11 protein-coding genes are annotated in these 12,506 nt (G+C 66.9%); 2 read left to right on the top strand and 9 right to left on the bottom strand.

The window, feature by feature from the left end:
• Positions 1-20: 20 nt before the first annotated feature.
• From QYS60_RS13765 to QYS60_RS13745, 5 genes are all read right to left on the bottom strand, one after another.
• Positions 21-1,679, bottom strand: coding sequence for an AMP-binding protein (locus QYS60_RS13765; protein WP_371383432.1), 1,659 nt, complete (start codon positions 1,677-1,679; stop codon positions 21-23).
• Positions 1,680-1,913: 234 nt separating this feature from the next.
• Positions 1,914-2,714 carry an SDR family NAD(P)-dependent oxidoreductase gene (locus QYS60_RS13760; RefSeq protein WP_119699423.1) on the bottom strand — a complete coding sequence of 267 codons (801 nt, stop codon included), beginning with the start codon at positions 2,712-2,714 and terminating at the stop codon, positions 1,914-1,916.
• Entirely contained in the window at positions 2,714-3,667 is a 954-nt protein-coding gene (locus tag QYS60_RS13755) for an acyl-CoA dehydratase activase (protein ID WP_102031048.1), read from the bottom strand. Before QYS60_RS13755 ends, QYS60_RS13760 begins: the two co-directional genes overlap by 1 nt.
• A 31-nt stretch (positions 3,668-3,698) precedes the next feature.
• Complete coding sequence (locus tag QYS60_RS13750) at positions 3,699-5,039, bottom strand: 2-hydroxyacyl-CoA dehydratase subunit D (RefSeq protein ID WP_102031049.1); 1,341 nt, start codon at positions 5,037-5,039, stop codon at positions 3,699-3,701.
• 31 nt (positions 5,040-5,070) lie between these two features.
• Positions 5,071-6,219, bottom strand: coding sequence for a 2-hydroxyacyl-CoA dehydratase subunit D (locus QYS60_RS13745; protein ID WP_190242408.1), 1,149 nt, complete (start codon positions 6,217-6,219; stop codon positions 5,071-5,073).
• A 158-nt stretch (positions 6,220-6,377) separates the two neighbouring features.
• Between QYS60_RS13745 and QYS60_RS13740 the strand changes: the two genes are divergently transcribed.
• Together QYS60_RS13740 and QYS60_RS13735 are read left to right on the top strand one after the other, a co-directional pair.
• Positions 6,378-7,487, top strand: a complete 1,110-nt coding sequence (locus tag QYS60_RS13740) for a CaiB/BaiF CoA-transferase family protein (protein ID WP_102031051.1) — start codon at positions 6,378-6,380, stop codon at positions 7,485-7,487.
• A gap of 82 nt (positions 7,488-7,569) precedes the next feature.
• Complete coding sequence (locus tag QYS60_RS13735; protein ID WP_102031052.1) at positions 7,570-8,415, top strand: PaaX family transcriptional regulator C-terminal domain-containing protein; 846 nt, start codon at positions 7,570-7,572, stop codon at positions 8,413-8,415.
• A 50-nt stretch (positions 8,416-8,465) separates the two neighbouring features.
• Here the strand turns inward: QYS60_RS13735 and QYS60_RS13730 are convergent, their stop codons facing one another.
• The 4 genes from QYS60_RS13730 to QYS60_RS13715 form a co-directional block, all read right to left on the bottom strand.
• Complete coding sequence (locus tag QYS60_RS13730; RefSeq protein WP_102031053.1) at positions 8,466-9,500, bottom strand: phosphotransferase family protein; 1,035 nt, start codon at positions 9,498-9,500, stop codon at positions 8,466-8,468.
• Positions 9,501-9,581: 81 nt separating this feature from the next.
• Positions 9,582-10,433, bottom strand: coding sequence for an enoyl-CoA hydratase/isomerase family protein (locus QYS60_RS13725; protein ID WP_119700271.1), 852 nt, complete (start codon positions 10,431-10,433; stop codon positions 9,582-9,584).
• Between the two features lie 5 nt (positions 10,434-10,438).
• Positions 10,439-11,248, bottom strand: a complete 810-nt coding sequence (locus QYS60_RS13720) for an enoyl-CoA hydratase/isomerase family protein (protein WP_119699422.1) — start codon at positions 11,246-11,248, stop codon at positions 10,439-10,441.
• 60 nt (positions 11,249-11,308) lie between these two features.
• Complete coding sequence (locus tag QYS60_RS13715; protein ID WP_119699421.1) at positions 11,309-12,499, bottom strand: CaiB/BaiF CoA-transferase family protein; 1,191 nt, start codon at positions 12,497-12,499, stop codon at positions 11,309-11,311.
• Between the last annotated feature and the right edge of the window lie 7 nt (positions 12,500-12,506).

Raw genomic sequence — 12,506 nt, 5'->3', positions numbered from 1 at the left:
CGGCCGCGGTCGGGGCGTCGTCACGAGACCAGATCGGCCGAGGACTTCTCGGCCGCGTCGCCGTCGGTCATCGGTGCCGCGGTCAGCGTCCCGGCGGCGATCTGTTCCTGCACACGGAACTTCTGGATCTTGCCCGACGGGGTCATGGGAAGGGACCGGGTGAAGTACCACAGGGCGGGTGTCTTGTGTGCGGCGAGTCGTTCGCGGAGCCAGGACTTCAGCTCGGCCGCGCTGGGGGGCGAGTCGGGGTCCTTCACCCGCACGACGGCGCCGATCTGTTCGCCCCATTTCTCGTCCGGCACACCGATGATCGCTACCTCGGCGACGTCGGGATGCCGGTAGAGCAGTTCCTCGATCTCGCGGGGATAGATGTTGAGGCCGCCCCGGATGATCATCTCCTTGAGACGACCGGTGATCTGGAGGAAGCCGCGGCTGTCCATCACACCCAGATCGCCCATGCGCAGCCATCCGTCCGCATCGATGGTGGCGGCGGTCTCGTCGGGCATATCCGAGTACCCGAGCATCACCTGGTAGCCGCGACAGCAGACCTCGCCCTGCTCACCGACGGGAACGATCTCGTCGGAAAACGGATCGACGATCTTGACCTCGAGCTCCGGCAGCGGCTGTCCCACCGTGGTCGCCTGGTCGACGACATCGTCCGTGATCCGCGTCTGGCTGATCACCCCGTGCATCTCGCTCTGGCCGAACAGGATCGTGAAGTTGCAGTGGAGGTCCTGGGTCACCCGTTCGACGAGCGCCTCGGGTACTGCCGCCGCGCCGGACATGACGGTGTGGATGCTCGACAGGTCACGCGTGTGCCGGTCCGGGTGGTCGAGCAGGGCGATGAGCATCGTGGGCACCATCAACGAGTGGGTGCCCCGGTAGGTCTCGATCATTTCGAGCATTGCGGCCGGCTCGAAGGCCGGCAAGATCACGTAGGTTCCGTGGACGGCGAACGTGCCGAGCTCGGTGACGCCACCGCCCCCGATGTGGTACATCGGCATGGCGTTGACACAGACCAGCGGGTCCGTCCGGCCGGCGCGCTCGAACACGAACGCAGCCTCGTTGACAAGGCCTTTGTGGTGCAGCAGTGCGCCTTTCGGGAAGCCGGTGGTGCCCGAGGTGTACTGCAGTTGCACTGCGTCCGTCGGCGAGACGGCCGGGAACTGCGCGTTCGGATCACCCGTACGCACGAACTCGGCCCACTCGCTGCCGGACACCACGGTGTGCAGTCCCGGAACAGTGGGCCGGACCTGGTCCAGAATCGCGGACAGATCCGCCCCGCGATAGGACTCGCGGAAGAACAGACCGGCTGCCTTGGACTGCCGCAGGATGTACTCGAGCTCATGTGCGCGATACGCCGGATTGATGCCGACCAGCACCATGCCTGCCATCGCGATCGCCTGGTGCAGGACCACCCAGTCGGCACTGTTGGGGGCCCACACCGCGATCCGATCGCCCGGGGAGAAGTGCGTGAGCAACGCGCGGGCGGTCGATTCGGTGTCGGCGAGCAACTGGCGGTAGGTCCATTCTCTCCGGTCCGCCGGGTCGGTAACGCCGTCGACGAGCGCGGCGCGGTCGGGAGTGGTCGCGGCTCCCTCCCGAAGAAGATCACTGAACGTGATGTCTCGAATGCCCGAGCTCGTGGACGCCGGCCAGTAGGACATCTGTAGCGACATGGCGTGTTCCTGCTTTCGGCTGTGCGGGATGAAGGAAAGGAAGGCTGCAGGGACCGATCGGCGCCCTGGACCGGGCCTCCCGAGATGTTATCGCGGTCACACCCAACATAGTACCGATCAGATGCCTTCCGCTACATATCTGTCAAACATTTGTGGACGAAGCCTTCAGCTCCATCCCCGAAGCGCGTGAAGCCGGCCGAGGTTCCCACCTCGACCGGCTCCTCGCTACGACCACTATCCCGCGGAAATCCCCCCGTTCGGGCTGACCACCTGCCCGGTGATCCGCCGCGCCTGCGCACTACAGAGGAACAGCACGAGGTCGGCAACATCACCCGGCTCCGCCACCCCCAGCGACGCCAGCCGACTCGCCTTCTCGAACAGCTTCGCGCTGAACGGCTCGGACATGACACGATCGAAGCCGCCGGTGTCGCGGATGAGCGACGGCGTCACGGCATTGACCCGGATACCGTCTCTCTTGGCTTCCATTGCAAGGGTTTTGGAAAACATGACGATTGCGGCCATGGCCGCACCGATCACACTCTCGCCCGGCGTCGGGTGTTTCGCCGCGTCGGAGGCGATGTTCACAATCACCCCACCGCGGCGCTGCCGCATCGCGGGCAGGACGGCTCGGCACATGTTGATCGGGCCGAGCGCCTGACTGACCAGAACTCCCGGGATGTCCTCGGGATCCATTTCGTGGAACAGACGCGGGTTGAACGACCCCGTCGTGCTGTTGACGACGATGTCGGCAGCACCGAGCGAATCCGTCAGTTCCGCCACCACCCGCACCGCCTCCCCGGGAACATTCACGTCGGCCGCGGCGAACAGACACCACACGCCGGGTGCAAGGGTCCGAATATGCTGGGCCGCTTTCTCGCCACGTTCGAGGTTGCGCCCGACCAGACCGATCCGCTGGGCGCCCGCCCGCACGAACCGGCGTGCCACCTCCAGCCCGACACCACTTGTTCCCCCGACGATGAAGATCGTCGACTCGGCCGGTACCGGCACCCGGAGCTCATTCGCTTCGTTCGTCATCACTCGCTCCTCTGCAGATCGAGCATCACCGGTCCCCCGGCGTGCACATGATTACCGTCCAGGACACCGTCGCAGCTCGCACAGTGCTGACCACCGCCCGGACTTCGCGATGCCATCCTCGTCTCCGTCGCGGCATCACGCGCAGGCAGAGCCGTTCGGGCACCCAGGTATTCGTCGCGCGCGAGCAGCCCCGCGCCGTAGGCACCGGCGATCTGCGGCTGGTCGAGCACCTCGATCGGATGTCTCAGCGCTTGCGATACACAGCGGATCGCAGCCGGGTTCTTGGCCACACCGCCGGTCATCACCGCCGGTGTCGCCCTACCGACCTGAGCGACCAACCCGAGGGTGCGCGCTGCGACCGCACGGTGCACGGATGCAGCGATATCGGCCTTGTCCTGTCCTTGGGCGAGCAAGGAGATCACTTCGGTTTCGGCGAACGTGGCACACATGGTGCTGACCTCGAGGCCCTCGGCACCGGCGAGCGCAAGATCGCCCACCGCATCGATGTCGACCTCGAGCGCGCGGGCCAGCACATCGAAGAATCGGCCGGTTCCGCTGGCACAACGGTCGTTCATGGCGAAGCGTTTCACCAGTCCGTCGTCGTCGACGATGATCGCCTTGCTGTCCTGGCCGCCGATGTCGATGACCAGCCGAACCCCCGGGCGCAGTGCGGCCGCGCCGCGCGCATGGCAGGTGATCTCGGTGAAGGTGCGGTCGGCGCCCGGCACCAAGCGGCGGCCGTACCCGGTGCTCACGGTCCGCCGAACGACCTCGCGGGGTATTCTCGCGGCGGCCGCGGCACCCTCGATCGCACGGGCGACGGCTTCGCGGCTCACAGCGCCCATCTGCACGACATCCGTCCCGCACAGCACACCGTCCTGATCGACGACGGCAGCCTTCGCGGTCGTCGATCCCAGATCGACGCCCATGACGAACCATTTGTCGGTACTCATCGCACTCGTCTCTTCCCGGTCCGGCGTCGCGCTAGACCGCGGACCTCATCCGTTGCACGTCGATCGCCTCGAGCATCGCTTCGAGGCGACTGTCGAACAGCTCGTCGTTGTAGAACGATGCGTCGGCCACGTCTCCCTCGAAGAAGAACGACTTGACTCCCCGCTCGGCCTCGGCGGCCCGGGCGAGCATGGACTGTGGGTTGGTCATCGCCCGACAGGTCCGGGTGGAGTGGAAGGCGATGCCGTCGATCGCATACTCGTCGAGACGACGCAGCAACAGCTCCTGCAGGTTCTTCAGCCCGTGGTTCAGTGGGCAGAGCAGGTAGTGTTGCGCCATTCCGAGCAGCGGGTTGTCGACGTCGATGAGCTGTGGTTCCTGCCAGAAGGATTCGTGGGTGTACCGGCCGGCCACGACGGCCACGTCGTACTCGGCGAACTTCCTGGTCAAAAATCCCAGTTTGTTCCAGTTCATGATTCCGTCGAAGTAGACCCGGTAGCGCTCGTTTTCCACGGCGCTGACACCGTCGGCGATCCGCTGTTCGATCTCGGCCTTCACCCCGGCGAAGTAGTCCACGAGATCCTGGTTGCCGGGCAGGAAGTTGATCGGCGCGATGCTCGCCACCCAGTCCCAGTAGGTTGCCGGGGTCGGCGCCTGCCGGCACAGTTCCATTCCTTCGAGGCGCAGTTCCGAAGCCCGCTTGATGTACGACATGCTCTCGCTGAGCGCATCCCAGTCGAACGGTCGGCCGGTCTGGTACTCCAGGAAGTCGACCAGCTCCCGGAGCTGGCCCTCGACGTACTTGCCGACTTCGATCCACTCCTCGCCCCGCATGTATCCCGCGTCGGGTTTGTTGCCCCACAACATCGGGATGGAGACGTTGAACAAGGGCAATGCGCGATCGAAGACTCGGTACGTCATGGCGTCCCACTGCTGTCCGGTGCTGCAGCCGGCATATCCGTTCACGAAGAAGTCCGGGGCCGGCAATTTGCTCGCGAGTTCCTGCTGATCGGTCAGGCCCACGACGCCGGTCTCGCTCCGATTGCTGTTCTGGTGCGTCAGGACGGCGCAGCCGAGGTGCGTGCGGGCGTACGAGCACAGCTCGTTGATGTAGCCGTACTCGGCCCCGGCGGCCTGGGCCGGACCCTCGAGGTGCTGGGCGGCCAGTCGTGCAGCGAACGCTTCACCATGGCACCATTCGAGGCCGGCCGCGTGGAAGAGCGGGTTCAATGCGGCGCCGTTGTACCAGACGACGTGCTTTCCGCGCTCCTTCGCGGTGAAAATGTTCTCCCAGTAGTCGGCGACCAGCTTGCCGCCGACCCGGGTACTGGACAGGCGATGCGCCTTGTCCTTGCGCGGTTGTGCCACAGTCATCACGATCTCCCTCGGGTGGTCGGGCGGGTTTTCAGGACAGCGCCGGCATGCGCTGCCGGCGGATGCGCTCGACAAAGGTCTCGACCCTGGTCCGGAGCGTTTCCACAGGATTGCCCTCGTGCTCGGTTTCGATGAGGAGCGCGGGGGTTCGGTTCTTCTCCAGCGCTTTCCGAATCTCCGGGTAGTAGAGCATGTGGGGTTCGCAGAATTTCGCCATCAGCACGATCACGCCGTTTGCGTTGCTACGGGTGAGTTCGTCGACCAGATATCGGTCCCAGTCGACCTGGGTGGTCACTCGGGTGGGGCATGGGGCGTTGAGGTTTCGCTCCAGATACCAGCTCGACAGCGCTTCGAACGGATCACCGGTCTCCGGCACGTCGGTGGAGATGTAGCGGTATCCGGTGTACAGGTCGTCGTCGACCACGATCACTCCGGTTTCTTCGATCACGTCCAGCAATTCGGGCCGCGGGGCGTGGCAGAAGTGGCCGGACAGGTAGAGCCTGACCACGTCGGGTTGCCCTTCGTCGGCCGGGTCGATCCCGTCGAGAAGACGCTCGAGCGCAACGGTGTGTTCGGCGATGTCCATCACCATGCTCGACTTCACCAGCACCTGCATTTCGCTCGCGGTGATGCGGAGCCGACCGGAGCGACGCAGCTCGTAGAACTCGCGCAGCAGCCGCCGGTTGGCGTTGAACATCCGGATGCTGGCCGTCAAGGTGTCGGACGTGATCGAAACCCCTAGGGCAGCTTCGATCTCGGTGGTGAGTTCGCCGATCCGACCCGCTACTCGCGGTCTGGTCCAGGCATCGTCCATGGCGCTGGTGAGCTGGGCGAAGTGCACAGGTTTCTCCGGTCGCGCCCATCGGATCACGTCGACCGCGCCGAGCAGTTGTACGCAGTGGTCCGCCGCCACGACGGCGTCGAAGACGTCGAGCTGCCCGAGCGCCGCCTGATCGGCGACGCTTCGGGTGTATCCGCAGTAGAACTCGGCGAGCAGGTTGCGGCCTTCGGTGATGGGGGTGCGGTTTTCCTGGATGAGCACCGGAAGGGCGCCGGCGGCGTGCACGAGTTCGGGCGGAAAGTTCATCGGAAAGGCACCGATCACGCTGCCCCCGTGGGTTGTCTTCCAGGTCTGGGCGTAGGCGACGGGATCGTCGGCCGCGGCGCGCAGAGTCGCCATCAGTTCTGGACTGAGTCTGTTCACGTTTCGCCTCGGGTTCGTCGGTGGATGCCGACAGCGACAAGTCGGGGTTTCGCTGCGACATCGAGCTAGATAATACTTAATTTGATAGCTAGTATCCAGAATTGTCAAACATCGATGCCGTTCGGAGGAAGAAGATGACGCGTGTACTCGACGGGCTGCGGGTGGTCGAACTGGCCGGGATCGGCCCGTCCCCCCATGCCGCGATGCTGCTGGCCGATCTCGGGGCGGACGTCGTGCGGATCGAACGTCCCGGTGGGGTGAGCCAACTCGTGCCCGTGGAGCAGGACGCCGGCTTGCGCAACCGCCGCTCGCTCTGCGCCGATCTGAAAGATCCCGCCGATCTGCAGCGTGTGCTGAGCCTCGTCGACAATGCGGACGTGCTCATCGAGGGCTACCGTCCCGGCGCGGCGGAACGGCTCGGCATGGGCCCCGAGGTGTGCCGAGCACGCAATCCCCGCCTCGTCTACGCCCGCATCACCGGATGGGGACAGGACGGCCCGCTGGCCCCCTACGCGGGGCACGACATCAACTACCTCGCCCTCACCGGGGCGTTGAACGCGATCGGACGGAAAGGCGAACGCCCACTGGCGCCACTCAACCTGGTCGCCGACCTGGGGGGAGGCTCGATGCTGGCCGTCACCGGCATCCTCGGCGCCCTTTATGCGCGAGAGCGGTCCGGGCAGGGTGACGTCGTCGACGTCGCGATGGTCGACGGCGTCAGCACGCTGATGACGATGTACTGGACGCTGACCGAGAACGGACTGTGGTCCGCCGACCGGGGAACCAATGTCGTCGACGGCGCCGCCCCCTTCTACGACACCTACGAATGCGCCGACGGGCGGTACGTCGCAGTCGGCGCGGTCGAGCCGGCGTTCTACGCGCAACTACTCACGGGCCTGGGACTCGACCCGGCCGAGGTTCCGGAACAATACGACCGTACGTCCTGGCCCGCGATGCACACCCGGTTCGCCGAGATCTTCCGGGGACGCGATCGCGACCAATGGGTGGAGCACTTCGCCCCCCTCGACGCGTGCTTGACGCCCGTACTCGCGTTGGAGGAGGTCGCAACGCACCCCCACATCACCGCGCGCGGGACAGTCGTCGAATCGTTCGGACAGCGCCAGCCGGCGGCAGCGCCACGTTTCGCGAATGCGACGGCGGCGGCATACTCGGCACCTCGCGTGCCCGGCGCCGACACCGACGCGGTCTTACGCGACTGGGGTGCCGTCCCCAGTGCGCACTGATGCGTGGGCAGCCCGCCGCCCCCGCCCCGCCGGCGGCCGGGGGGTGTGGCGTGCCTCCGACCGCCTGCGCAACGATGGATCCATGACTGATCCCGACATCGGGTCCGTATCCGACACGGACGCAGCTCCCGCCCGCAGCGCCCGATCCGTGCTGGTGACTGTGCTCGGCGAGCTGGTGGAACCATACGGTCGACCGGTCCGCACCGCGGCGCTGCTCTACGTTCTGAAGGGCCTCGGATTCGGTGAGCCTGCGGCACGGCAGGCGCTGGCCCGCACCGGCTCGTCCGGGTTGATCGCCGCGCAGCGGGTCGGTCGGGAAACCTTGTGGCATCTGACCGAGGAAGCGCACCGCCTGTTCGCCGAAGGCGACATGCGTGTGTTCCCCCCCGACGTCGACGTCACCCAATGGGACGGTCGCTGGCTGGTGATCAACGTTCCAGTTCCCGAATCACACCGCTCGAGTCGGAAGAAACTGTACGCAGCACTGCGGTGGGCCGGCTTCGGAAATCCCACCCCCGGGGTCTGGGTGACCCCCCACGTCGATCGTGCCGCCGAGGCCGCCAGGACGATCGAGTCGCTCGGATTGACCGACAACACCGTCACCTTCGTCGGTCCCATCGGCCAGCCGGGTATCACCGAAGCCGAACTCGTGCGGCGGTCCTGGGACCTCGACGAGGCCGAGAAAGTCTACGACGGACTGCTCGCCCGGTTCGACGTGCGCGAATTCGCCTCCGACGACGAGTTGCTCATCACCCACCTGCAGCTGGCCGATTCCCTGCGTCGGATGCCCTACCTCGATCCCCGACTGCCCGAGGTCCTGCTGCCGGACTGGGCCGGATTGCAGGCGGCGAAGCGACTGCGCGACCTGCGTACCGAGTGGACCCCGGCCGCACACGCTCGCTGGCGTGACATCGCGGGCGTCGAGTAGGGGCCACCGGGTCGGTGCCCGGGGTCAAGTCCCGGCAGGTCCCGACCCGATCAGACGCCGGCCGCCGTCAAGCCCGCCGCCCGGTGAGCGGCATCGAGAAAGGCCCGCACCAGGGCGCCGTCGCGGTAGTACTGATCCCCCACGCCGGCAACGGCCCGCCGCCGGCCGTACTCGTACAACACCGCCAGCTTCCACAAAGCCAAGGCGGTGTACCAGTTCAGGTTCGACAGATCGGCGCCGGTGGCAGCCGCATATCGCTGGGCAAGTTCGTCGCGGGTCGGGTAGCCCTCCTCGAGGACGGCGACACCGAGGTCTTCGGTCGGCGTGCGGTCCTGGCCTTCGACGGGATACGACGCGAGGAAGTAGCCGAGATCGAACAGTGGGTCGCCGATCGTCGCGAGTTCCCAGTCCAGCACCGCCGCAATACGTCCCGGCGATGTGGGGGCGAGAATGACGTTGCCGATGCGGTAGTCGTTGTGGATGATCGCCGCACCGGACTCGGCGGGAACGTGGGCGGCGAGCCACGCGTCGATCTCCGCGAACTCCGGCGGCGGTGTCCCATCGTCGGCCGCCACCAGTCGGCCCATGCGGCGCAGATGACGCTCGTTGAAGCCCTCCGGCCGGCCGAGGTCCCCGAGGCCGGCGGCCCACCAGTCGACCGCGTGCAGAGCGGCGAGGGTGTCGATCAGCGCCTCACCGATCCGGCGACGGTCGGCCGGCGCACTCAGTGCCGCCGGGGTCGCGGTGGTGACCACCGGGCCGGCGACGTAGTCCATCACGTAGAACGGCACGTCGAGCACGTCGCCGGTCTGACCGACGGCGAGCACGGCCGCCACCGGCACGCCGCTGCCGGCGAGTGCACCGACGAGCCGAGCCTCCCGCAGCATGTCGTGAGCACCCGGCGGAACCGGGGGCGGCGGCGGGCGGCGGACAATCACCCGGCGCACCCCGTCGGACACCAGGTACGTCAGATTGGAATGCCCGTCACCGATACGTGACGCTGTCAGCGGCCCGTCGGTGATGCCTCGCTCACGCAGGAATCGTTCCAGGGCGCCGAGGGTGTCGGGAGTCCATTCCCAGGTCATTTGCTCGCCTCCATCAGATTGTGCCGCCGGCGCGCGCCGCCCGGCCCCGGTCGCTGCATGCAGTCGGTTGTTCGTCGGCCTCTACGTCCCGGTGAAGCGCGGAGCTCGCTTCTCCTTGAATGCGGTCAGCGCTTCCGGCATGTCGGCGCATCGGGTCAGTAGCGCCTGCCCCCGGTTCTCCAACTCGAGCGCCGCCGCGTACGAGGTCACCTCCTGGTTACGCTGCAACGCGCGCTTCGACATCCGGATCCCGCCGGGCGAATTCGTCGCGATCGTCTCGGCCAGGGCGACGGCCTCGTCGAAGAGGGCCTCGCTCGGCACCACCCGGTTCGCCAGCCCGATCCGGACCGCCTCCTCGGCGCCGACGAAGCGCGCCGTGTACGCGATCTCCGCTGCCCGGCCCGGCCCGACAAGGCGGGTCAGTTGCCAGGAGGTGCCGAGTTCCCCGACGGACAACCCCACCTTGACGAAGGCCGCGTTGAACTTCGCGGTCGGGGCGACCAGCCGGATGTCGGCGGCGAGGGCGAGCGACATGCCGCCGCCGGAGGCAGCGCCGTGGACCGCCGCAATTACCGGGAACGGAAGATGCCGCAGCGCAGCAAGACCCCCGGTCGCGGTCTCCTGGAACTTCAGGAATTCCCGCACACCCATTTCGGTGATCACACTGATCTCGTCCAGGTCGAACCCGGCGCAGAACACCCGATCCCCCGCACCGCGGATGATCAGCGCCCGCGCATCGGTGTCACGCAATGCGTAGGCGGCGGTGTTGAACTCTTCGAACATCTTCACGACCATCGAGTTCATGCGGTCGGGGCGGTTGATCGTGAGAACGGCGATCTTGCCCTCGAGCACCTCGAGAGTGAGGGTCTCCAGCCGGGGTGGCTCGTAGTTGCTCAGCACGGACGTATTTTCCCGCGTATCCATCTGCGTCATGTCGATCACCGGCCCGTGAACTTCGGGCTGCGCTTGTCCTTGAATGCGGCCAGCGCTTCGGGCATGTCCTCACCGCGGGTGAGCAGCGCCTGGCCGCGGTTCTCCAGTTCGAGCGCCGCGGCGTAGGACGACACCTCCATGTTCGCGTGCAGTGCGCGTTTCGACAGCTGCACGCCGGCAGGCGAGTTCGCGCAGATCAGGCGTGCCATCGCGAGCGCCTCGTCGAGCAGCGAGTCGGCGGGAACCACCGCGTTCAGCATCCCGAGCGACTCCGCCTCGACGGCGTCGATGAATCGGCCGGTGTACGCGAACTCGGCGGCCCGCGCCGGGCCGATCAACCGGGTCAGGTGCCAGGAGGCGCCCAGGTCCCCGGCCGAAAGGCCGATTCGCACGAACGCCGCGTTGAACCGCGCGGCCGGCGAACCGATCCGGATGTCGGCAGCAAGGGACAGGGACAGTCCTCCCCCGGCCGCCGCGCCGTTGACCGCTGCGATCACCGGTACGCGGATGCTGCGGATCGCCGAGAGCGCGCGCGCCGCCAGCTCCTGCTGATCGAGCATTCCCATCGGCGTCAACGACGCCAGGTCTTCGGCATCGTCGAGATCGAACCCGCCACAGAACGCCTTGCCTGCTCCGGTGAGGATCAGCACCCGCAGGTCGTCCTCACGATCGAGCTGCAACGCCACTTTCTCGAGTTCGACGAACATCGTGTTCGTCATCGAGTTCATTCGTTCGGGACGGTTCAACGTCACGACGGCGATCCCGGGTTTGGGTCGCTCGAGCGTGAACGTTTCCCATGTCGTGGACTCGGTCACGGGTTCACTCCTTCTTCGGTCCGGCGGTTCCAGGTGGGCGCCGTGAGTTCGTGGGATCGGTCAGGCTTCGACGGGGGCGTGTCGTACCGCGCCGGAACGCAGCCATCGGTCGGTGCGGTCGGGGTCGATTCCCCAGTCGCTCAGGATCTCGGTGGTGTGTTCCCCCGGGCTCGGCGGACGGCGGTCCACGGCCGCCGCCGAGCGGCTGAACCGGGGCGCGGGGGCCGGTTGGACGAGTCCGTCGACCTCGACGAAGGTCCCGCGGGCGACATGGTGGGGATACGACGGCGCCTCGTCGACGTCGAGAACGGGCGCGATGCACGGGGTGTGTCCTTCGGCCGCGTCGAGCCACTCCGCGAGGGTGCGGCCCCGGACTGCGTCGGCGAACACCTTCTTCATCTGCGGCCATTGCGCGCGGTCGTTCTGATCCGGCAGATCGTCGGGCAGGCCCAGCAGGGCTACGAGGTCTGCGTAGAAGTGCGGTTCGAGGGCGCCGACCGAGAGCCATTTGCCGTCGGCGGTTTCGTAGGCGTCGTAGAAGGGTGCGCCGCTGTCGACGAGGTTCGTGCCGCGTTCATGGTTCCACGACCCGCTCTGCGTGAAGCCGAAGAACGGCGTTGCAAGGAGGGCGGCCCCCTCCACCATCGAGGCGTCGATCACCTGCCCAAGGTCCGAGCGTTGTCTCTCGTAGAGCGCAGACAGCACTCCCAGAGCGAGAAGCATTCCGCCACCGCCGAAGTCACCGACCAGGCTGAGCGGTGGGGTGGGCGGCTGACCGTGGCGTCCGATCAGCGAGAGGACTCCACTGAGGGCCACGTAGTTGATGTCGTGACCGACGTGCTGCGCGAGAGGGCCGTCCTGTCCGAAGCCCGTCATGCGGCCGTAGATCAGCCGCGGATTACGCTGGGCGCAGTCGTCCGGTCCGATCCCGAGCCGCTCGGTGACGCCGGGGCGGAAGCCCTCGATCAGGACGTCGGCGTCCGCTACGAGCGACAGCACCACCTCCGCTCCGTCCGGGTGCTTGAGATCGACAGCGAGTGAACGACGTCCCCGGTGCAGCAGTTCGGTCCGGAAATCTGCATTCGGCCCGACCAACCCCGCGCCGGTGGCACGGTCGATCCGCACCACGTCGGCGCCGAGATCGGCCAGCAGCATGGCGCAGAAGGGTCCCGGTCCGATCGAGCCGATCTCGACCACCTTCAGACCCGACAGCGGACCTGTGAACGAGCGTTTCGTGCCGCCCTGCGCCATTGCTGCA

It is taken from the genome of Rhodococcus sp. GXMU-t2271, assembly GCF_041414735.1.
GTDB lineage: Bacteria > Actinomycetota > Actinomycetes > Mycobacteriales > Mycobacteriaceae > Rhodococcus > Rhodococcus indonesiensis.
The sequence above is the reverse complement of the archived record's forward strand: the minus strand, read 5'-3'. Positions and strand labels throughout refer to the sequence as shown.